Origin of the sequence: Kitasatospora sp. NPDC058115 (assembly GCF_042884635.1) — a bacterium.
In the GTDB taxonomy this organism is placed as follows: domain Bacteria; phylum Actinomycetota; class Actinomycetes; order Streptomycetales; family Streptomycetaceae; genus Kitasatospora.
This window is the reverse complement of record NZ_JBHVTL010000034.1, coordinates 1-20,977: the sequence shown is the minus strand read 5'-3', so window position 1 is coordinate 20,977 and position 20,977 is coordinate 1. Positions and strand designations below refer to the sequence as shown.

The window sequence follows — 20,977 nt, the reverse complement described above, 5'->3', positions numbered from 1 at the left end:
CCGCGCGCCGCCGCACCCCGCCGGCCCCCGCATCGGAGGCGAACGGGCGGCCCCCACCACGGCCCCTAGACTTGGGCCCATGACCGAGACCCTGTGGCCCGCCCCCGTCGCGAGCACCCCCGTGGACGCCACCGTCACCATCCCCGGCTCCAAGTCGGTCACCAACCGGGCCCTGGTCCTGGCGGCCCTCGCCGACGGCCCCGGCTGGGTGCGCCGCCCGCTGCGCAGCCGCGACTCCCAGCTGATGGCCGACGGCCTGCGCGCCCTCGGCGTCACCATCGAGGAGCAGGTCAACAACGACACCGGCGGCACCGGCGGCGGCGAGGCCTGGCGGGTCATCCCCGCGCCCGTGCTGCGCGGCCCCGCCTCGGTCGACGTCGGCAACGCCGGCACGGTCATGCGCTTCCTGCCCCCGCTCGCCGTCCTCGCCGACGGCCCGGTCCACTTCGACGGCGACCCGCGCAGCCACGAGCGCCCCCAGCATGGCGTCATCGACGCCCTGCGCGCCCTCGGCGCCCGGATCGAGGACGGCGGCCGCGGCACCTTCCCGCTCACCGTGCACGGCACCGGCGCCCTCGACGGCGGCACCGTCGAGCTCGACGCCTCCGCCTCCTCCCAGTTCGTCTCCGCCCTGCTGCTCTCCGGCGCCCGCTACAACAACGGCGTCGAGGTCCGGCACGTCGGCGGCCCGGTCCCCTCGCTGCCGCACATCCGGATGACCGTCGACATGCTGCGGCTGGCCGGCGTCCAGGTCGACGCCCCCGAGGACGGCGGCGAGAAGGACGTCTGGCGGGTCACCCCCGGTGCCCTGCTCGGCCGCGACCTGGTCGTCGAGCCCGATCTCTCCAACGCCGCGCCGTTCTTCGCCGCCGCCCTGGTCACCGGTGGCCAGGTCACCGTCCGCGACTGGCCGAAGCACACCACCCAGCCCGGCGACCAGCTGCGCGACCTCTACACCCGGATGGGCGGCAGCTGCGCGTTCACCGACGAGGGCCTGCGCTTCACCGGCACCGGCCGGATCCACGGCATCGAGGCCGACCTGCACGACGTCGGCGAGCTCACCCCGGTGATCGCCGCGGTCGCCGCCCTCGCCGACTCCGAGTCCCACCTCTACGGCATCGCCCACCTGCGGCTGCACGAGACCGACCGGCTGGCGGCGCTCGCCAAGGAGATCAACGGCCTCGGCGGCGACGTCAGCGAGACCGCGGACGGCCTGCGGATCCGCCCGCGCAAGCTGACCGGCGGCGTCTTCCACACCTACGAGGACCACCGCCTGGCCACCGCCGCCGCGGTGATCGGCCTCGCCGTGCCCGGCGTCCAGGTGGAGAACGTGGCGACCACCGCCAAGACCCTGCCGGACTTCCCCGCCATGTGGGACGAGCTGCTCGCCGGACCGGTGGCGGGCGGCTGAGCGGAGGACTGGGCACATGCGCCGCTACGGCAAGGACGCCGACGAGGACGACATCCGCAACCGCCCCGCCCGCCGGGGCTCGCGGCCGCGGACCCGGATCCGGCCCAAGCACGAGGACGCCGCCGAGGCGATGGTGCTCACCGTCGACCGCGGCCGGCTGACCTGCCTGGTCGACCCGGGGACGAAGCAGGAGCACGAGGTCGTCGCCATGAAGGCCCGCGAGCTGGGCCGCAAGGGCGTGGTGGTGGGCGACACCGTCTCGCTGGTCGGCGACCTCTCGGGGGACACCGACACGCTGGCCCGGATCGTGCGGGTCGAGGAACGCACCTCGGTGCTGCGGCGCACCGCGGACGACGACGACCCCTACGAGCGGATCGTCGTCGCCAACGCCGAGCAGCTCGCCATCGTCACCGCGCTGGCCGACCCGGAGCCGCGGCCCCGGCTGATCGACCGCTGCCTGGTCGCCGCCTACGACGCGGGCCTGGAGCCGCTGCTCGTCCTCACCAAGGCCGACCTCGCCCCGGCCGCGCCGGTGCTGGAGTCCTACGCGCCGCTCGGCATCACCTACGTCGTCACCCGCCGCGACGAGCTGGAGACCACCGGCGCCGAGGCCGTCCGCGAGCACCTGCGCGGTCTGCGCACCGTGTTCATCGGCCACTCCGGCGTCGGCAAGACCACCCTGGTCAACGCGCTCGTCCCGGAGCGGCAGCGGACCACCGGCCACGTCAACGCCGTCACCGGCCGCGGCCGGCACACCACCGTCTCGGCGCTCGCGCTGCGGCTGCCGCCGCCGCCCGGCGCCAAGCCCGGCTCGAAGAAGGCGCTGAACGCGGGCTGGGTGATCGACACGCCCGGCTTCCGCTCCTTCGGCCTGTCCCACATCGACCCGTCGCGGGTCATCCACGCCTTCCCCGACCTGGAGCCCGGCACCGAGGACTGCCCGCGCGCGTGCAGCCACGACGAGCCGGACTGCGCGCTGGACGCCTGGGTGGCCGACGGCCACGCCGACCCCGCGCGGCTCTACTCGTTGCGCCGTCTGCTGGCCAGCAAGGAGGCCCGCGAGGGCGACTGACGGCCCTCTGCGGACCGGTTTGCGCCTTCGAGGTGTCGGAGCGGCCTCTCGTGGTGATCATAGGAAAGTCGGGCCGGATCACGGCCCGGCCGCCGACCGATCCCGCGACCGACAGGGAGAGCACGCGATGGCATGGGCCCTGGTGATCCTGGCCGGCCTGCTGGAGACCGGATTCGCGATCAACCTCAAGCTCAGCGAGGGCTTCACCAAGCTCTGGCCCACCATCAGCTTCTGCGTCTTCGCCCTCGGCAGCTTCGGCCTGCTCACCCTCTCCCTGAAGACCCTGCCGGTGGGCCCCGCCTACGCGGTGTGGACCGGCATCGGCGCCGCCGGCACCGCGATCTACGGCATGCTCTTCCTCGACGAGTCCACCTCGGTGCTCAAACTCGTCTCGATCTCCCTGGTCATCGCCGGGGTCATCGGCCTCCAGCTCAGCGGGTCCGCGCACTAGGGTCCCTCTCCGGGACGGGGCCCGCCGGCCCACCGGCTCGCCCGGATCGTGTGCCCCGGCCGGGGCGGCCCCGCGCTAGGGTTTCGACCATGGCCGACTACCACGACGATCTCCGACTCGCCCACGTCCTCGCCGACTCGGCCGACTCGGTCACCCTGGAGCGCTTCAAGGCCCTCGACCTGCGGGTCGAGACCAAGCCCGACCTGACCCCCGTCAGCGACGCCGACAAGGCCGCCGAGGAGCTGGTGCGCAGCGTCCTGCAGCGGGCCCGCCCGCGCGACGCGGTGCTCGGCGAGGAGTTCGGTCTGCAGGGCACCGGCCCGCGCCGCTGGGTGATCGACCCGATCGACGGCACCAAGAACTACATCCGCGGCGTCCCGGTCTGGGCCACCCTGATCGCGCTGCTGGAGGACGGCCCGGACGGCGTGGAGCGCCCCGTCGTCGGCATCGTCTCCGCCCCCGCGCTGAACCGCCGCTGGTGGGCCGCCAAGGACCTCGGCGCGTTCGCCGGCCGCAGCCTCGCCAAGGCCGGCCGGATCCAGGTCTCCGGCGTCTCGCGGATCGAGGACGCCTCCTTCTCCTACTCCTCGCTCACCGGCTGGGAGGAGCGCGGGCGCCTCGACCCGTTCCTCGACCTCACCCGGGCCTGCTGGCGCACCCGCGCCTACGGCGACTTCTGGTCGTACATGATGGTCGCCGAGGGCGCGGTGGACATCGCCGCCGAGCCGGAGCTGTCGCTGTGGGACATGGCGGCCAACTGCATCATCGTCGAGGAGGCCGGCGGGCGCTTCACCGGCCTGGACGGCGTCCCGGGCCCGGGCGGCGCCGACGCCGTCGCCTCCAACGGCCTGCTGCACGAGGAGGCGCTGCGCCGTCTGAGCGTGTGAGCCGTCTGAGCGTGTGAGCCGTCCGGGCGTCTGCGCCGTCCCGGGCGTCCGGGCGCGTCCCGGGCGTCGGGCCGGAGCCGCGACGACGTGGTGCGGGCCCCGAGCGCCGGTTCTCCGGCGGCACTCGGGGCCCGCTGCTCGTGGGGCCCCTCACCGGGCCCCGCGATGCGGTGCGGTCACTGCTGCTTGCGCAGCTCCCGCACCGCGGTCTCCAGGCGCCGGCCGAAGTCGGCGTCCGCCTTGCGGAAGTTGTCGACCGCCCGCTCGACGATGTCGTCGCGGTCGGCCGAGACCTTGGCGATGAAGCCGGACAGGTTGCCGATCAGCCGCTGCTTCGCGTCCTCGCCCATCAGCCGGTAGAGGTCGCCGGCCTGCACGAAGTCGTTGTCCTCGGCGTGCGAGGGCGCCTCGTGGGTGCCGGTGACGCCGTCGACCGGAAGCGGGGCCCACAGCGGGCGGCCGGTCTGCACCGGGCCGCCGAAGCTGTTCGGCTCGTAGTTCTTGCGGCGCCCGTGGCGGCCGTCGTACAGCGAGCCGTCCCGGTGGTTGGTGAGCGCCTCGGTGGCGTGCGGGCGGTTGACCGGCAGGTGGTCGGCGTTGATGCCGACGCGGTAGCGGTGGGCGTCCGCGTAGGCGAACAGCCGGCCCTGCAGCATCTTGTCCGGGGACGGGCCGATGCCGGGCACGAAGTGCGCCGGGGAGAAGACCGACTGCTCGACCTCGGCGAAGACGTTGTCGGGGTTGCGGTTGAGCTCCAGCTTGCCGAACTCGACCAGCGGGTAGTCCGCGTGCGGCCAGACCTTGGTGAGGTCGAAGGGGTTGAAGCGGTAGTTCGCCGCGTCCGCGGCCGGCATGATCTGGACGCTGACGGTCCAGGTCGGGAACTCGCCGCGCTCGATGGACTCGCGCAGGTCGCGCTGGTGGCTGTCCGGGTCCTCACCGGCGAGCTTGTTGGCCTCGTCCTGGGTGAGGGTCCTGATCCCCTGGTCGGTCTTGAAGTGGTACTTCACCCAGAAGTACTCGCCGGCCTCGTTCTGCCACTGGTAGGTGTGCGAGCCGAAGCCGTCCATGTGGCGGTACGACGCCGGGATGCCGCGGTCGCCGAACAGCCAGGTCACCTGGTGGGTGGACTCGGGCGACAGGCCCCAGAAGTCCCAGACGTTGTCCGCCTCCTGGGAGCCGGTGTAGGGGTCGCGCTTCTGGGTGTGGATGAAGTCCGGGAACTTGCTGGCGTCCTTGATGAAGAACACCGGGGTGTTGTTGCCGACGAGGTCGTAGTTGCCCTGCTCGGTGTAGAACTTCAGCGCGAAGCCGCGCGGGTCGCGCACCGCGTCCGCCGCGCCGAGGTTGCCGGCGACGGTGGAGAACCGCAGGAAGGTCTCGGTCTGCTTGCCGACCTCGGAGAGGAACGCGGCCCGGGTGTAGGCGGTGACGTCCGCGGTCACCGTGAAGGTGCCGTAGGCGCCGGCGCCGCGGGCGTGCACCACGCGCTCCGGGATGCGCTCGCGGTTGAAGCGCGCGAGCTTCTCGAACAGCTGCTGGTCCTGGATCAGCGCCGGACCGCCGACCCCGGCGGTCTCGGTGTTCTGGTTGTCGGCGACGGGGGCACCCGCCTCCGTGGTGAGGGTGGGGCGCAGCTCGTCCTGGGTAGTCATGTGAGGGCCTCCGCGTGATCCGGTCGTGACGAACCGATCCTAACTTGGACTTTGTCTAAGTCAACACTGGAACCAAACTCGGAGTGTCACTTACCCTGAGTCCATGAGTGACCTGCTGGAGAGACTTCGCGGACGTGGTTGGCGGCTCACCTCGCAGCGCCGGGTCGTGGCCGAGGTCCTCGACGGCGAGCACGTCCACCTGACCGCCGACGAGGTGCACGCGCGCGCCGTCGAGCGGCTGCCCGAGATCAGCCGTGCCACCGTCTACAACACCCTCGGCGAACTCGTCGGCCTGGGCGAGGTGTTGGAGGTCGCCACCGACGGCCGCGCCAAGCGCTACGACCCCAACGCCCACCACGCGCACCAGCACCTGGTCTGCTACGGCTGCGGCGCCATCCGCGACGTCCACCCCCAGGGCGACCCGCTGGCCGCGCTACCGGACGCCGAACGGTTCGGCTTCACCCTCTCCGGCGCCGAGATCACCTACCGCGGCCTGTGCCCGGACTGTTCCGCAGCCCGGCCCTGATCCGCCCCCGCGCGCACGGCGCACCCGCCGGCGCGCACCGCCACACGCACGACTGCTCGTCCCGCTGCGCGCACGACTGCTCGTCCCGCTGCGCGCACCGCCGCCGGTACCGCTACGCGCTCAGCTCCGCGTGCAGCGCGCCCAGCAGCCGGCCCGCCCGCTCGGCGACCTCCGCCGGACCGTAGTCCGCGGCCCGCCGGCACCAGCCCTCCGCCTGCACCGGCTCGCCCCGGCGCAGCGCCAGCAGCGCCAGCCGCAGCGCCGCCCGCCCGTGCCCGGCGTCCGCCGCCCGGGTGTACCAGAGCATCGCCTCGGCCTCGCTGTCCTGCCGGGCCAGCAGCAGCCCCAGGTTGAACGCCGCGCTGCGGCTGCCCGCCTCCGCCGCCCGCCGGTACCAGCTCTCGGCGATCTCCAGCGCCCCCCGCTCGGCCGCCCGCACCCCCATCCGCACCTGCGCCCGGCGGTGGCCCGCGTCCGCCGCCACCGCGTACCAGTGCTCGGCCTCCGCGTCGGCGTCCCCGCGCCGGTCCAGCACCGACGCCAGCCGGAACGCGCCCTCCGCCGAGCCGCCCGCCGCCGCCTGCCGGTAGCGCTCCAGCGCGCCCGCCGCGTTGCCGCGCTGCTCCTGCACCACCGCCAGCTGCAGCGCCGCCTCGCCGTGCCCCTCCGCGGCGGCGCGCGCGTACCACTCCTGCGCCTGCCGGTGCTCGCCGCGCCCGGCGTGCAGCACGCCCAGGTTGAACGCGCCGTCCACGCTGCCCGCCTCGGCGGCCTTGGAGAACCACGGCTCGGCACCCGACTCGTCGCCGCGCTGCAGCAGCACCACGGCCAGCGCGTTGCACGCCTCCCGGTGCCCGGCGTACGCGGCCCTGCGGTACCACTGCTCGGCCTGCTGGTCGCGGCCCGCACCGGCGCAGAGCAGGCCCAGGTTGAACGCGCCGTTCTGGTCGCCGGCCTCCAGCGCGCTGCGGTACCAGCGCTCCGCCTCGGCGGCCCGGCCGCGCGAGGCGTGCAGCGCCCCCAGCGCGTTGGCCGCGTTGCCGTCGCCCGCTTCGGCGGCCTCCTGCCACCACTCGGCGGCCGCGACGAGGTCCCCGCCGTCGCGCAGCAGGTAGCCCAGCGCGCACGCGGCCCGCGGCTCGCCGTTCTGCGCCGACTGCCGGTACCAGCGGGCCGCCTCCTCCAGCAGCGCCTGCTCGCCGCCGGCCCGGTCCTCCAGCAGCACGCCCAGGCGCAGCGCGGCGCGGGCGTGGCTGCGGGCGGCCGCGATCCGGTACCAGGCCTCGGCGGTCTCCTTGTCCCCGGCCGCCTCGCGCATCCGGGCCAGCCGGTAGGCGGCCTCCCGGTGGCCGGCGTCCGCGGACACCTTGAACCAGCGCTCGGCGCGCACGTCCCGGCGGTGCTCCATGAGGTCGCCGAGCGCGTAGGCGCCCAGCGGGTGGCCGTGGTCGGCGGCGAAGTGCAGCCAGTACTCGGCGGCCTCCTCCTCGCCCTGGTCGCGCAGTTGCAGGCCGAGGGCGTGCGCGGCGGGCGCGCTGCCGGCCACCGCCGCCTGCCGCCACCACTGGGCGGCCTCGGCCCGGTGACCGCGCTGGTGCAGCAGCACGCCCAGGTTGTTGGCGGCGGCGCGCAGCCCCGCGGCCGCGGCGCCCCGCAGGTACGGTTCGGCGTCCTCCAGGTCGCCGCGGCGCAGCAGCAGGGTGCCCAGCCGGGCGGCGGCGTCCGGGTCGCCGCCGTCGGCGGCGCGCCGGTGGCGGGCCTCCAGGGCGGCCTGCTCGCGGGCGGCGAGCGCAGTCTCGAAGCTGGCCGAGTCGAAGCCGGTGTCGCTCTCGACGCCGGGGCCGGCGGAGCCGTCGGACGGCGCGCCGCGGGCGCCGGGCGCGGCGGCGAGGCCCCCGGCCGGGACGTGCACCAGGGAGTCCGGGCCCCAGCCGCCGGCCGGACGGCGCTCGGCCAGGCCGCTGGTGCGCTGGGCGGGCAGGGCGCCGGGCTGCCGTTCGGGGCTCTCCGCCCAGGCCTCGGTGTCCGCCTCGGTGGTCGCCGGCTTCGCCCCTGCCCCGTTCCTGCCGATCAGCCTCATGCCGACTCCCACTCCCCCCGAGTGTCGCGGCGTCGTCCTCCGGCCCGGGGCCGGGGGGACCCCACGGGGAGCGCGCGGACCCGACGGCCGGTCAGCAGCCGGGCAGCGTCCCCCATGTGTCCCATCGTCGCATCACCCGCAACCCGCGTACACCTGCCCCGGCCGAATTCGGCGGGGCGGATCCGAAGCCGACGAAATTGCTTCGGCGCTTTGTCGATTTCCCGACACTTGGCTTCCACAAACCCCGCTGCCGTCGTCCTTGGCGACGCTCGATGGTACCGGAGCGTGCCCGCCCGGCCGTGCGGGCAAACGCCGAAGGCCCGGAGGAAGAATCCTCCGGGCCTTCGTGCTACTGAGTAGCGGGGACAGGATTTGAACCTGCGACCTCTGGGTTATGAGCCCAGCGAGCTACCGAGCTGCTCCACCCCGCGTCGGTGGTTAAACCATAGCACGGGCGCGGGGTGGGGCCGAAATCGGTCAGCGCGGGATCGCCGCAGCTCAGGGGCCGCTGCTCGGCGGGGCCGGGGCGGTGGCCCCCTCCGACGGAGCCGTCGACGGCGCCGCCGGCGGTCCGGAGGACGGGGTGGCCGTCGGGTTCGCCGAGGGGGTGGCCGACCCGCCGAGGCCCGACTTCTGCTGCGCCGCGGCCAGTTCCCTGGCCGCCTCGCTCTGCGCCTTCTGGGCCTGGCCGAGGGCCACGAAGTCACCGGCCTTCAGCGCGGCGTCCACGTCCCCCTGCGCCTTCAGCACGTCGGCGATCGCCTTCTGCAGCTCCGGCGAGACCGTGGCCCCCGGCGTCGGCGTGGTCGGCGTCGTGGGCGTGGTCGGGGTGGTGGGCGTGGTCGGCGTGGTGCCGGGCGCCGGGGGCGTGACCGGCGCACCGGTCACCGCGCCGCCGAGCACCTTGGCCAGCGCCTTCTCCAGGTTGTCCTCGACCGCGACGACCGCGTGCTCGTTGCCGTAGGTCGCCAGCACCTTCTTCAGCACCGGGACCTTGGCGCTGCGGCCGATCAGGTACACCGGCTCGACGTTGAGCAGGCCGCCGCCGACCGGCAGGGTCAGCAGGTTGCCGTACTCGATGTCGGAGTCGGTGCCGGTCTTCAACAGGGTCAGCTGGTTGGCGACCAGCGGGTCCGAGTTGAACTTCGCCTGCACCTGCTTGGGGCCGAGCGCCCCGGAGTCGGTCGGCACCTTGGCGATCCGGATCTTCCCGTAGTCCGGCCCCGGGTCGGCGCTGACCGACATGAAGGCGGCCAGGTTGTCACGCCCGGACGGCCCGAAGCTGGTGGTCAGTGAGAACGACGCGGACTGCGCGCCGGGCATCCGGACCGTGAGGTAGTACGGCGGCTGCACCTCGTTGGAGTTGGTGGTCGGGTCGGTCGGCACCTGCCAGATGTCCGTGCCGTTGAAGAAGCCGCCGGCGTCGGTCATGTGGTACTCGGCGAGCAGGTCGCGCTGCACCTTGAACATGTCCTGCGGGTAGCGCAGGTGCGGCATCAGCGAGGCCGGGATGTCGGCCTTCGCCCGGACGGTGTCCGGGAACGCCTTCATCCAGGTCTTCAGCACCGGGTCCTGCTCGTCCCACTGGTAGAGCGTGACCTCGCCGGTGTAGGCGTCCACGGTGGCCTTGACCGAGTTGCGGATGTAGTTGACCTGGTTGGCGGCGGTCAGCAGCTCACCGCGCTGGTTGGTCAGCGAGTCCTTGGTGACGTCGCCCAGCGTCGTCCGGGAGGAGAACGGGTAGCCGTCCGAGGTGGTGTAGCCGTCCAGCACCCAGAACACCCGGCCGTCCTCGACCACCGGGTACGGGTCGGCGTCGATCGACAGCCACGGCGCGACCTTCTCCACCCGCTCCTTGGGGGTGCGGTCGTAGATGATCTTCGCGCCGTCCCTGATCGCGCTGGAGTAGAGGATCTGCGGCTCGGCGAACTTCACCGCGTACGCGGCCCGGGTCAGCGGGTTGCCCAGCCCGACGCCGCTGTCGCCGTCGTAGCTGAAGTGCACCGGGGTGCCGTTCTCGGCGGTGTAGTCGATGTCCTGGTAGCCGCCGCCGACGATCGAGTACGTGCTGGTCTTCTCGCCGTAGTAGATCCGCTGCTGGTAGTCGCCGAACGATCCCTTGGTCGGCAGCGCGGACTCGGTGTAGACCGGGTTGCCGCTGGCGTCCACCTGGTTGCCCTTGGCCGCGATCACGCCGTAGCCGTGGGTGTAGTTGAAGTGGTCGTTGATCCAGTTGCGCTGGATGCCGTTGAGATCCAGCTCACGCACGCCCAGCACGGTGTCCTGGTCGCCGTAGCGGTCGACGTCCAGCGACTTCGGGAAAGCGTAGTAGGTGCGCAGCGCCTGGTTCTGCTGGAAGGTCGGGCCCACCACGTTGGGGTCGAGCAGCCGGATGTCCGAGATCGTCTGGGCGTCCGGGGCCAGCGCCGCCGCGTCGGTGGTGTCCTTCGGCTCGTACGGGGTGATCTCGCTGTCCGCGATCCCGTACGCCTGGCGCGTCGCGTCGATGTTCTTCTGGATGTACGGCGTCTCCTTGGCCTGCTCGTTCGGCTTGACCTGGAACTGCTGCACGATCGCCGGGTACACCCCGCCGATCAGCACCGCCGACAGCACCATCAGGCCCAGGCCGATCAGGGCCGGCGCCCAGGTGCGGCGCACCGGGGTCAGGAAGAACAGCACGGCGCAGATCACCGCGACGAAGAACAGGATGGTCTTCGCCGGCAGGAACGCGTTGGCGTCCACGTACCGCAGACCGGTCCAGCCGGACACGCCCTTGTAGGAGCCGGTCTTCACCGCCAGCGCGTACCGGTCCAGCCAGTACGCCACCGCCTTCAGCAGCACGAACACGCCCAGCAGCACCGCCAGGTGCCCCTGCGCGCCGGTGCTCGCCCGCCGCCCCGGCCCCTGCAGCCGCAGCCCGCCGTACAGGTAGTGCACCAGCGCCGAGGTCAGCAGCGAGACGATCACCGCGCTGAACGCGAAGCCCAGCAGGAACTCGTAGAAGGGCAGGTCGAAGGCGTAGAACGAGACGTCCTTGCCGAACTGCGGGTCCTTGGTGCCGAACGGCGTCCCGTTCGTCCACAGCAGCCAGGTCCGCCACTGGCCCGAGGCCGCGGCACCCGCCACCAGCCCGATCACCAGCGAGATCCCGAGCAGCGCCCAGCGCTTGAACGGCGCCAGGCCCGAGCGGTAGCGGTCCAGGCTCTGCTGCTCCACCGACATCGCCGACAGCGGCGGGCGCAGCCGGTGCGCCAGCCAGACGTTGAAGCCGACGATCACCGCCATCAGCAGTCCGAACACCGCGAACAGGCCGATCTTCGTCCACAGTTGGGTGGTGAAGACCGACGAGTAGTGCACCGACCTGAACCAGAGCCAGTCCGTCCAGAACCCGGCGAACATGACGAACAGCAGGAACAACACCGCGAGCACGCCCAGGGTCAGCAGGAGCACCCGCGCTCGCCTTGAGGGCGGGCCTACTCTGCGCCGGAACCCCGGCCCTGAGCGTTCCGGCATCTGGAATACCACGGTGGCACCTCAGCTGTATTCGTCGTGGGATCGGTCGGTCTTCAGTGCAACTTAACCAGTCTTTGGCCGAGTTCCCACCGTTAGCAGACGGTTACGACAACCCTCCCCGGCCCTCGTCGCCCCGCTCCCCTTCCCTTTCCCGGAGCGGCGGGCGCCACGCACCGGGTGCCCGGCGTGTGAGGATTGAGGCATGTCCGATGGATCCAACCTCCCCGACGACGTCTCCACCCTCCCGGCCGGCAGCCCGCTGACCCGGGCCGCCCTGGAGATCGACGAGTACGCCGCCACCCTCGGCTGGGACCTCCCGGCCCGCCTCTTCGCCCTGGTGGACAGCTCCGCCCTGCGCAAGGCCGACCCCCGCATCGCCGAGCAGCTCGGCCTCGCCGACGACCAGCCCGGCCTCACCCCGGTCGAGCAGGACGAGCTGCCCGCCGGCATGGAGCTGGACAAGTTCCTCGGCACCATCGCCTGGCCCGGCGCGGTGGCCGGCTGCGCCCTGGTCGTCGAGCGCCTCATGCTGCCGCCGGGCGCCGAGCAGTCCCGCCCGCGCAACGCCAGCGACGCCCAGCTCGCCGAGTGGGTGGCCAACCACCCCAAGCGCGAGGAGGTGCGGATCACCGCCGCCGTGCTGCGCGACGGCAGCAAGGAGATCGCGCTGCGGCTGCGGTCGAAGGACACCGCCCGCGAGGTGCTGACCGGCCCCGACCTGGTGCCGGGCCTGACGGAAGCGCTGCTGGCGACCTTCTCCTGATCGCCCGGGCACGCCCCCCGGGACGCTAGGAGGACGTGCAGGACGGCAGCGCGGAGGTCTGCCCGGAGCGGATCTGCTCCAGCGCCTTCAGCGCGCCGTCCAGCGTCTCCACCTTGACCAGGTTCAGACCGGACGGGGTGTTCTTGGTGGCCTCGGCGCAGTTCGACGCCGGGGCGAGGAAGTACTCGGCGCCGGCGTCCCGGGCGGCGATCAGCTTCATCGCTATGCCGCCGATCGGGCCGACCTCGCCCTCGTCGGTGATGGTTCCCGTGCCGGCCACGAACCGCCCGCCGGTCAGGTCGCCCGGGGTCAGCTTGTCGATGATGCCGAGCGAGAACATCAGGCCCGCGCTGGGACCGCCGACGTCCTGCAGCCCGATGTCGATCCGGAACGGGTAGGTGTGCCGCAGGCCCGGGCGGATGCCGACCATCGCGGCGCCGGTGTCCGGCGACTTCACGGTCGGGACGCTGATGTCGGTGCGCACCCCCGGCTCGGCCGAGCCCTCCTTGACCCGCGGCACCACGGTGAAGACCGCCGGCTCACCGGGCTGGTGCCGGGTGACGGCCTTGGCGACCGCGTCCGCGTCGGCGACCGGGGTGCCGTCGACCGCCACGATCTGGTCCCCGGCGTGCAGCCGGCCCTCGGCCGGGGCGCCGGCGGTGACGCTCTGGACGATCAGCTCGCTGCCCATCGGGATGCCGAGCTGGTTCAGTGCGGCGGTGCGGGCGTGGTCCTCGGAGAGCGCGAACTCCTCGGCGTTCTGCCGCTTCGCGTCGGCGTCGCTCTGGCCCTTCGGGTAGACGTTGTCGTGCGGCACCACCAGCACGTCGTCGCGCAGCCAGCCGATCACCGCGTTGACCAGGCTCGGCTCGTACTTGGCGCCGGTGACCTGGACGGTCGTCATGTTGAGGTGCCCGCTCGCCGGGAACGACTCGTGGCCGGTGACGGTGATCACCGGGGTCCCCGTCTTCTCCTGCACCCCGAGCGTGTTGTACGTCGGGCCCGGGCTCATCTCGGTGTACGGCACCTTCATCAGCACCGAGGCGCAGAGCAGCGCTATGAGCAGCAGGGTGGCGGCGAGCATCGTCGCAGAGCGGCGTGGCATGCCTCGACAGTACGGGACGCGGATGACGGCGCGCCCGGCGGGCCGGGCTCCGCCGGCGCCTAGCGTTCCGGGCGCTCGGGCGGGGCGCCCGCGGCGGTGGTGCGTTCCATCGCGGCCATGAACCGCTGGTGCTCGGCCAGCGAGGCCGGGTCCCCCGTCGCCCTCGGGGCCCGCTGGGCCCAGCCCGCCCACACGGCGGCCAGCACCCCGGCGACGCAGGGAATGATCAACCAGGCGAGCGCACCCATCTCAGTACTCCCAGCTCGTCGTGTCTATGAGCAGATTAACCACCCCGGCGGACAACGCCGCGGGCGCCGTCCGGGTTACGGCACGGCCGATCGGCTCACTGCCGGGGAGTATCCGGCCCACCGGCCCACACCCGTTCGAGTGAGCGGCCGGCGTGTCCGCACGCCACGGGGATCCGACGGGGGCTCAGCAGTCCCCCGCGCCGACCCACTCCTCGCCGCCGTCCGCGAACACCTGGTGCTTCCAGACCGGCACCTCGTGCTTGAGGTCGTCGATCAGCCGGCGGGCCGCGGCGAACGCCTCGGCGCGGTGCGCGCAGGACACGGCGACGATCACGGCCCGGTCGCCGATCTCCAGCCGGCCGACCCGGTGCACCGCGGCCAGCGCCCGGACCGGGAAGTCCGCGGCGACCTTCTCGGCGACCCGGCGCAGCTCGCGCTCCGCCGACGGGTGGCAGCTGTACTCCAGCACGGAGACCGGCCGGCCGCCGTCGTGGTCGCGGACCGTCCCGACGAAGACCGTCGTACCGCCGGCCGCGTCGTCGCCCACCGCGTCGTACACCTCGTCGAGCGAGAGCGGGGTGTCGCGGATCGCGAGCAGGCGGACCGGGTCGTGGTTCTCGGACATGCCCCCATGATTGCCCATCCCGGGGGCGCCCCGGACCACCGCCCGGGGCCGCCGCCCGGAACCGGTCAGAACCGGCGCCGCTTGCGCGCCCGCCGCACCAGCGCCGCCGTGCCCACCAGCGCCACCGTCGCCCCCGCCGCGCCCAGGCTGGTCGCCGCCTCCTTGCCTCCCAGGCGCCGCCCGGCCACCGCGTGCTTGCCCGCCACCTGGGCCAGCAGCTCCGCCAGCACCTCCTCGTTGCTGTGCACCGGACGCCAGCCCGCCTCGTGCAGCCGGCTGCCCGAGACCACCCACGGGTACATCGTGTAGGCGAGGTCCCCGGCCGGCGCCGGCGTCAGCCCCAGCCGGTGCAGCCGGGCCGCCGTCCCCAGCGCGAGCGAGGCCGGCAGCTCCATCCGCCGGATCCCCGACAGCCGCTCCACGTCCTCCTGCTCCAGCCAGCCGTCGCAGCCGACCGTCACCTCGCCCTCGACCAGGCCCAGCGCCGCGTACTCCAGCGCCGCCGCCAGGTCGTCCACGTGGCAGAACTGCCAGCACGGGCGCGAGCCCGCGACCACCAGCAGCCGGGGCGCCTCGAAGTGCCGGGTCAGCACCGTGTCCACCCCGGGGCCCACCACCACCGCCGGGCGCAGCACCGTCACCTGCAGCCCCGGGTGCGCCCGCGGCGCCCGGCGGGCCAGCCGCTCGATCTCCAGCAGGTCCCCGACCAGCGAGGCCTCCTCGGTCGCGCGCAGCTCGGAGTCCTCCGCCAGCGGCACCTCGTTGTCGGCCAGCGCGCCGTAGACCATCGCCGACGTGCACAGCACCACCCGGTGCACCCCGGCGGCCGCGGACGCCGTCAGCACCGTCTGCGCGCCGCGCACGTTGTAGGCGCTGCGCGCCCGCGGGTCCGACTCCATGCCGAGGTCCATCGCCAGGTGGACGACCACGTCCACCCCGGCCAGCCGCTCCGCGACCGCCGGGTCCCGCACGTCCAGGACCCGCCACTGCACCCCGGGCACCTCGCCGCGCCGGTCGTCCACCGCCAGCACCCGCTTCACCCCCGGCGAGGCCACCAGCCGGGCCGCGACCCGCTCGCCGAGCACCCCGGCGGCACCCGTGACGGCCACGGTCAGCGGTCTTCCGGCATAGGCTGGAGGCGGCGACGCCGTGATGTCCGGGGCGTCCTCTCCTCCGGTCAGCCCAGAGCGAACGTCCGAGGGCGGGGAACTCACCGGCCATCCTCCACGGTTAGCTTATGTGCGTACGTACGTGTGTCACGTACGTCCATCCTGCCCGAGGCGAAGGCCCGGCGGTGCACCCGGCGCGGGCCAGCCGCGCGGGAGCCGCCCACCGGCCGGGAGTCCCCCACTCCGCCGACCGCCCCGGGCGCGCAGACTTCACCGCCACCACCCGTATGACGGCCGACCGGATCGAGGACCCCGTGAGCGACCTTCCCTTCGGATTCGGCGTTCCGCCCGAGGAGCCCGAGGACGGCAAGGCCGAGCCCGACGACCAGAAGAAGAAGGAAGGGAGCGGCGACGCCCAGAGCGGCGGCCCGCACCCCTTCGGCTTCGCCGGCGGCAACCCGCTCGGCGCCCTGTTCGGCATGGGCCTGCCCGGCATGCCCGGCATGCCCGGCACCCCCGGCGCGGGCGGCCCCGGCGCCGGTGACAACCCCTTCGCCGCGATGTTCGGCGGACTCAACCCCAACGACCTCGGCGCCGCCTTCCAGCAGCTCGGCCAGATGCTCTCCTTCGAGGGCGGGCCGGTCAACTGGGACCTCGCCAAGGACATCGCCCGGCAGACCGTCGTCGCCGAGCCCGCCGAGGGCAAGAGCAAGGACCGCTCCGTCGGCGCCGCCGAGCGCTCCGCCGTCGCCGAGGCCGTCCGCCTCGCCGACCTGTGGCTCGACGGCGTCACCACCTTCCCCTCCGGCGCCGGCACCGCCGTCGCGTGGAGCCGCGCCGAGTGGATCGAGGCCACCCTCCCGGTCTGGAAGGACCTCGTCGACCCGGTCGCCGAGCGCGTCGGCAACGCCATGGGCGGTGTGCTGCCCGAGGAGATGCAGGCCATGGCCGGCCCGCTGCTGGGCATGATGCGCTCCATGGGCGGCGCCATGTTCGGCACCCAGATCGGCCAGGCGCTCGGCGCGCTCGCCGCCGAGGTCGTCGGCTCCGCCGACGTCGGCCTGCCGCTCGCCCCGGCCGGGAAGGCGGCGCTGCTGCCGCAGAACGTCGCCGAGTTCGGCGAGGGCCTCAGCGTGCCCGCCGACGAGGTCCGCCTCTACCTCGCCCTGCGCGAGGCCGCCCACCAGCGGCTCTTCGCCCACGTGCCGTGGCTGCGCGCCCACCTGCTCGGCGCCGTGGAGGCCTACGCCCGCGGCATCAAGGTCGACAGCTCCCGCATGGAGGAACTCGTCGGCCAGCTCGACCCGAGCAACCCCGAAGCCCTCCAGGAGGCCCTCGCCGGCGGCCTGCTCCAGCCCGAGGACACCCCGGAGCAGAAGGCCGCGCTGGCCCGCCTGGAGACCGCGCTCGCCCTGGTCGAGGGCTGGGTCGACGCCGTCGTGCACGCCGCCGCCGAGCCCCACCTGCCGCAGGCCGGCGCGCTGCGCGAGACCGTCCGGCGCCGCCGCGCCGCCGGCGGGCCCGCCGAGCAGACCTTCGCCACGCTGGTCGGCCTCGAACTGCGCCCGCGCCGGCTGCGCGACGCCGCCCGGCTCTGGGCGCTGCTGGCCGACGCCCGCGGCACCGAGGGCCGCGACGACCTCTGGCAGCACCCCGACATGCTCCCCACCGCCGCCGACCTCGACGACCCCGACGCGTTCGTGCACCGGGGCACCGGGGGCGACCTGGAGGGCGGCATCGACTTCGACGCCCTCGACAAGCTGCTCGGCGAGGCGGCCGCCGGGGGCGCCGCGGGCAAGGCGGACCTGACGAAGGACGACGGCGCGCCGGGGAACGACGGGTCCGGGAACGACGCGCCCGGGAACGACGGGTCCGGGAACGACGACCACGGGAAGGGCGAGCCCACCGCATGACGGCCACCGAGACGGACCGCGCCGCGGCCCTGCACGCCGACGCGGTCCGGGCCCTGGACGGCTGGCGCCCGGCCGACCCCGAGCAGGAGCAGCTGCGCCTCGACTATCTGCGGCACCTCGCCGAGCAGCCCGAGGGCCTGTTCCGCTCCTGCCTGCCCGCCCACATCACCGCCAGCGCCGCCGTGGTCGACCCGGCCGCCGGGCGCGTGCTGCTGACCCTGCACCCCAAGGTCGGCCGGTGGCTGCAGATGGGCGGCCACTGCGAGCCCGGTGACGGTGACCTCGCCTCGGCCGCGCTGCGGGAGGCCACCGAGGAGTCGGGCATCCCCGACCTCGCCCTCCTCACCCGCGACGGCGCGCCCGTCCCGGTCAAGCTCGACCGGCACCAGGTCCGCTGCACCGGCAAGGACCGTCCCGAGAACACCCACCTCGACGTCCAGTACGTCGCGGTGGCCCCGCCCGGCGCCCAGGCGCTGATCAGCGAGGAGTCGCTCGACCTGCGCTGGTTCGACTACGACCGCCTGCCGGAGCTCACCGACCACTCCGTGCGCGCCCTGGTGGCGCGCGCCCGCGAACTCACCGGCTGAGGCACTCGGGAGCGCGTACACGAGGAGAGGGGCGCGGGCCGTGTGGTCCGCGCCCCTCTCCTCGTCCGTTCCGGCGTCCGTTCCGGGGCCCTCCGGCCCCGCGTCCTCCGCCGCCCCGGGCACCGCTCAGCCGCAGGACTCCGCCGGGTCCGGATCCGACGGGGCCTCGTGCCGGGCCCCCGGGATGTGCGGCAGCCGGGCCGCCGACACCACGCCCTCCAGATAGCCGCGCGCCCGCTCCGTGCGCGGATACGCCTCCAGCAGCGCCCAGAAGTCCGGGCCGTGGTCCGGCACCAGCAGGTGCGCCAGCTCGTGCAGCAGCACGTAGTCGACCACGTACTCCGGCATCCCCTGCAGGCGGTGCGAGAGCCGGATCGTCCGCTCGCTCGGGGTGCACGACCCCCACCGCGAGTTCTGGTTGGTCACCCAGCGGACCTGGGCCGGCCGGGCACGACCGCCCAGGTAGGCCGTGGAGAGCTCGCGCGCCCGCGCCACCAGCGCATCGTCCCCGAGCACCCGGCGGCTCTCCTGCGCGGCCAGCTTCTCCAGCATCTGGGCGACCCAGCGCTGCTCCTCCGCGTGCGACATCCGGGCCGGGATCAGCACGATCGTGCGGTCGCCCTCGCGGTAGGCGGACACCGTCCGGCTGCGGCGGGCGCTGCGCCGCACCTCCACCCGGGACCGGTCGAACGGCTCGCGGGCGGTTCCGGGTTGCGGTTCCGCGCGCGGCTCGGGGCCCTGGTCGGGACGCTGCTCCGGACGCCCGCGCGTACTCGGCGCCGCCACGTGCGACCCGGACGCTGCACGGGCACGCCGAGGCGACGCCGAGGGATGGGAGTCCCGTTCGGCTGCCATGGCACACGACGTTACCCGCTCCCCCTGACAGAAGTCCGCTGCCATGGCCGAAATGTTTCGTGGAGCGATCGGGAACGAAAGGCCGACGGCAGGTGTCCGGAATCCGACTCCGGGCCGGACGCCAAGTTATCCACAGGGTGTGCGAACGGATCATCCGATCATGCCCCCGTCCCTGTGGACAACCCGCCGCACGCCCTCGCCCCGATCGGGCATGCTGCCGTCGGCCGTCCGGAATCGATCGGAAGGAAGACCGCCGTGCGCCTCGCCCTCAAGCCCGCCCTCTCCCGCAGCTGGCGGGACTCGGACACCCTCCAGTTCGGCACCATCCCCCAGCACGCGGGGGTGCTCGGCCACGCCGCCGACGACGCCCTGCGCGCCTTCCTCGGCCTCGTCGACGGCACCCGCGACCGGCCCGCGCTGCTCGCCGAGGGCGAGCGGATCGGCTTCGGGCGCGAACCCGCCGACTCCCTGCTCGACCTGCTGGAGCAGGCCGGGGTGCTCGACGACGCCGAGGCCTCGGCCGAGGCCCTGGCCCGCTTCCCCCAGCCGCACCGCGAACTGCTCGGGCCCGACCTCGCCTCGCTGTCGCTGATCCACGCGCCCCCGGGCGCCGCCCCCGCCGTCCTGGCCCGGCGGCCCGAGCACGCGGTCGAGGTCCGCGGCGCGGGGCGGATCGGCGCGGCCGTCGCCGCCGTCCTCGCGGCGGGCGGCATCGGCGCGGTCACCGTGGTGGACTCCGGCCGGGTCACGCCCGCGGACTGCTCCCCCGCCGGGCTGCCGCCGACCGACGTGGGCCGGCTCCGGTCCACCGCCGCCCGCGAGGCCGTCGACCGGGCCACCGCCCGGCGCCCGGGCCGGCGCAGCCGCCCGCCGAGACCGGGCCTGCCCGACCTGGTGGTGCTGGCGCCCCGGGACGGCAGCGCCGCGTTCGCCGGCGGCACGCCCCAGGCCCGCGAGCTGCTCCGGGCCGGGGTCCCGCACCTGTACGTCGGCGTGGTGGAGGAGTTCGGGGTGGTCGGTCCCCTGGTCCTGCCGGGTGTCTCGGCCTGCGGCCACTGCCTGGTCCTCACCCGGGAGGACGAGGACGCCGCCTGGCCGCGGATCCTCACCCAGCTCGCCGACGGCGGCCCGGGGCGGGCGCCGACACCGGCTTGCGACACCGCGCTCGCGACCGCGGTCGCGGGGCTCGCGGCGCTGCACGTCCAGGTCTACCTGGACGGCGACCGGCCACCCAGCGTGGACGGCTGGTGCGAGCTGTCGGCCGTCGACGGCATGGCCCGCCGCCTGCGGCTCAAGGGGCACCCGGACTGCGGCTGCCTGTGGCAGCCGACACCACCGCACTGAGGCCGGGGCGGACCTGGGCCGGCCCCTGCGGCACCACTCCGGGCGCGCGCCGGACGGGGTGCCAACGGCACCGCCCTGGGCGGCCACCGGGGCCGGGGACGACTGCGGCACCGCGCCGGCGGGTGCCCGGATGACGCGAGAAGAGACCACCACGACACCACACCGAACGCCCCCCGGGACCGGTCCGGGGCGGGGCTGCCACGCCACCCCGGGCACCCACCAGAACACGCCCAGGCCGCCGACTACGGCACCGCACCGAACGGCCACCGGAGCCGGGACGACTGCGGCACCGCACCGGCGGGTGCCCGGATGACGCGAGGAGAGACCACCACGACACCACACCGAACGCCCCCCGGGACCGGTCCGGGGCGGGGCTGCCACGCCACCCCGGGCACCCACCAGAACACGCCCAGGGCGCCGGCTACGGCACCGCACCGGACGGCCACCGGAGCGAGCCCGGGCAACCGGCTTCGGCGCTGTGCCGGACAGCGGCCCGGGGCCGATGCCAGGCCCGGCCGCAGCACCTCGGCGGGTGGCGGAGGGATGCGCGGAGGGCGGCCACCGCCGCACTCCCACCCGTCCGAGCTGCCTCCGGAGCGGCTCCCGGGGCCACGGACTGAGGCGCCGCTCCGGCGGGTGCCGGAGCGGCGGCCGAGGTAGCGCTTCCGTCGTGCCTCGGAGCGGTACCTCGGGTCGACAGCTGTGGCGCCGCTCCGGCGGGTGCCCGCCGGGCGGGCCCCGGGGCGCGGGCGGCGGGGCCCGGCGGCGGGCCGCCGGGGGGCCCCAGGGTCATTAAAAAAAAAAACACACCCCCCAAAAGGGGGGGATAGGGG

At 74.3% G+C, this 20,977-nt stretch carries 17 protein-coding genes and 1 tRNA gene; 9 read left to right on the top strand and 9 right to left on the bottom strand.

The features are described 5' to 3' along the window. Positions 1-79: 79 nt before the first annotated feature. From aroA to hisN, 4 genes are all read left to right on the top strand, one after another. Positions 80-1,411 (top strand): 3-phosphoshikimate 1-carboxyvinyltransferase, encoded by a 1,332-nt coding sequence (gene aroA / locus ACFVVL_RS30195; protein ID WP_380295029.1) that lies wholly within the window; start codon positions 80-82, stop codon positions 1,409-1,411. Between the two features lie 16 nt (positions 1,412-1,427). After that, positions 1,428-2,483: a ribosome small subunit-dependent GTPase A gene (gene rsgA, locus ACFVVL_RS30190; protein ID WP_387680788.1), complete on the top strand. Its 1,056-nt coding sequence runs from the start codon at positions 1,428-1,430 to the stop codon at positions 2,481-2,483. Positions 2,484-2,610: 127 nt separating this feature from the next. Beyond that, positions 2,611-2,934, top strand: a complete 324-nt coding sequence (locus ACFVVL_RS30185; RefSeq protein WP_380295024.1) for a DMT family transporter — start codon at positions 2,611-2,613, stop codon at positions 2,932-2,934. An 89-nt stretch (positions 2,935-3,023) separates the two neighbouring features. Further along, on the top strand, positions 3,024-3,821 hold the full coding sequence (hisN, locus tag ACFVVL_RS30180; protein WP_380295022.1) for a histidinol-phosphatase: 798 nt from the start codon (positions 3,024-3,026) through the stop codon (positions 3,819-3,821). A 176-nt stretch (positions 3,822-3,997) separates the two neighbouring features. Here hisN and ACFVVL_RS30175 read toward each other — a convergent pair whose 3' ends face one another. Next, entirely contained in the window at positions 3,998-5,476 is a 1,479-nt protein-coding gene (locus tag ACFVVL_RS30175; protein WP_387680784.1) for a catalase, read from the bottom strand. 103 nt (positions 5,477-5,579) lie between these two features. Here ACFVVL_RS30175 and ACFVVL_RS30170 point away from each other — a divergent pair, with 103 nt between their 5' ends. Beyond that, entirely contained in the window at positions 5,580-6,002 is a 423-nt protein-coding gene (locus ACFVVL_RS30170) for a Fur family transcriptional regulator (protein WP_380295018.1), read from the top strand. A gap of 112 nt (positions 6,003-6,114) precedes the next feature. Here ACFVVL_RS30170 and ACFVVL_RS30165 read toward each other — a convergent pair whose 3' ends face one another. The 3 genes from ACFVVL_RS30165 to ACFVVL_RS30155 all read right to left on the bottom strand — a co-directional run bounded on the left by ACFVVL_RS30165 (position 6,115) and on the right by ACFVVL_RS30155 (position 11,595). Next, a complete protein-coding gene (locus tag ACFVVL_RS30165; protein WP_380295016.1) occupies positions 6,115-8,082 on the bottom strand; it encodes a sel1 repeat family protein in 1,968 nt (655 codons plus the stop codon). A 357-nt stretch (positions 8,083-8,439) separates the two neighbouring features. Beyond that, positions 8,440-8,513 (bottom strand) — tRNA-Met (locus ACFVVL_RS30160). Between the two features lie 67 nt (positions 8,514-8,580). Beyond that, a complete protein-coding gene (locus ACFVVL_RS30155; protein WP_387680780.1) occupies positions 8,581-11,595 on the bottom strand; it encodes a UPF0182 family protein in 3,015 nt (1,004 codons plus the stop codon). Positions 11,596-11,797: 202 nt separating this feature from the next. On the opposite strand from ACFVVL_RS30155, the gene ACFVVL_RS30150 reads away from it, so the two are divergent. Beyond that, a complete protein-coding gene (locus ACFVVL_RS30150) occupies positions 11,798-12,358 on the top strand; it encodes a PPA1309 family protein (RefSeq protein WP_380295012.1) in 561 nt (186 codons plus the stop codon). Positions 12,359-12,383: 25 nt separating this feature from the next. On the opposite strand, the gene ACFVVL_RS30145 is transcribed toward ACFVVL_RS30150, so the two are convergent. The 4 genes from ACFVVL_RS30145 to ACFVVL_RS30130 form a co-directional block, all read right to left on the bottom strand. Beyond that, positions 12,384-13,463: a PDZ domain-containing protein gene (locus ACFVVL_RS30145; protein WP_387680777.1), complete on the bottom strand. Its 1,080-nt coding sequence runs from the start codon at positions 13,461-13,463 to the stop codon at positions 12,384-12,386. Between the two features lie 59 nt (positions 13,464-13,522). Further along, positions 13,523-13,711 (bottom strand): hypothetical protein, encoded by a 189-nt coding sequence (locus ACFVVL_RS30140; RefSeq protein WP_380295009.1) that lies wholly within the window; start codon positions 13,709-13,711, stop codon positions 13,523-13,525. A gap of 184 nt (positions 13,712-13,895) precedes the next feature. Next, positions 13,896-14,336, bottom strand: coding sequence for a molybdenum cofactor biosynthesis protein MoaE (locus tag ACFVVL_RS30135; RefSeq protein ID WP_380295007.1), 441 nt, complete (start codon positions 14,334-14,336; stop codon positions 13,896-13,898). Positions 14,337-14,401: 65 nt separating this feature from the next. Beyond that, positions 14,402-15,550 carry an NAD-dependent epimerase/dehydratase family protein gene (locus ACFVVL_RS30130; protein WP_380295005.1) on the bottom strand — a complete coding sequence of 383 codons (1,149 nt, stop codon included), beginning with the start codon at positions 15,548-15,550 and terminating at the stop codon, positions 14,402-14,404. A gap of 209 nt (positions 15,551-15,759) precedes the next feature. Between ACFVVL_RS30130 and ACFVVL_RS30125 the strand changes: the two genes are divergently transcribed. Both ACFVVL_RS30125 and ACFVVL_RS30120 read left to right on the top strand, forming a co-directional pair. Further along, a complete protein-coding gene (locus tag ACFVVL_RS30125; RefSeq protein WP_387680772.1) occupies positions 15,760-17,358 on the top strand; it encodes a zinc-dependent metalloprotease in 1,599 nt (532 codons plus the stop codon). Next, entirely contained in the window at positions 17,355-17,945 is a 591-nt protein-coding gene (locus ACFVVL_RS30120; protein ID WP_380295001.1) for an NUDIX hydrolase, read from the top strand. Before ACFVVL_RS30125 ends, ACFVVL_RS30120 begins: the two co-directional genes overlap by 4 nt. A 126-nt stretch (positions 17,946-18,071) precedes the next feature. Here the strand turns inward: ACFVVL_RS30120 and ACFVVL_RS30115 are convergent, their stop codons facing one another. After that, positions 18,072-18,800 (bottom strand): M48 family metallopeptidase, encoded by a 729-nt coding sequence (locus ACFVVL_RS30115; RefSeq protein ID WP_387680768.1) that lies wholly within the window; start codon positions 18,798-18,800, stop codon positions 18,072-18,074. A 255-nt stretch (positions 18,801-19,055) separates the two neighbouring features. Between ACFVVL_RS30115 and ACFVVL_RS30110 the strand changes: the two genes are divergently transcribed. Continuing rightward, the gene (locus ACFVVL_RS30110) at positions 19,056-20,144 is read left to right on the top strand and encodes a ThiF family adenylyltransferase (protein WP_387680765.1); all 1,089 of its coding nucleotides are present in this window, start codon (positions 19,056-19,058) and stop codon (positions 20,142-20,144) included. The last annotated feature ends 833 nt before the right edge of the window (positions 20,145-20,977 follow it).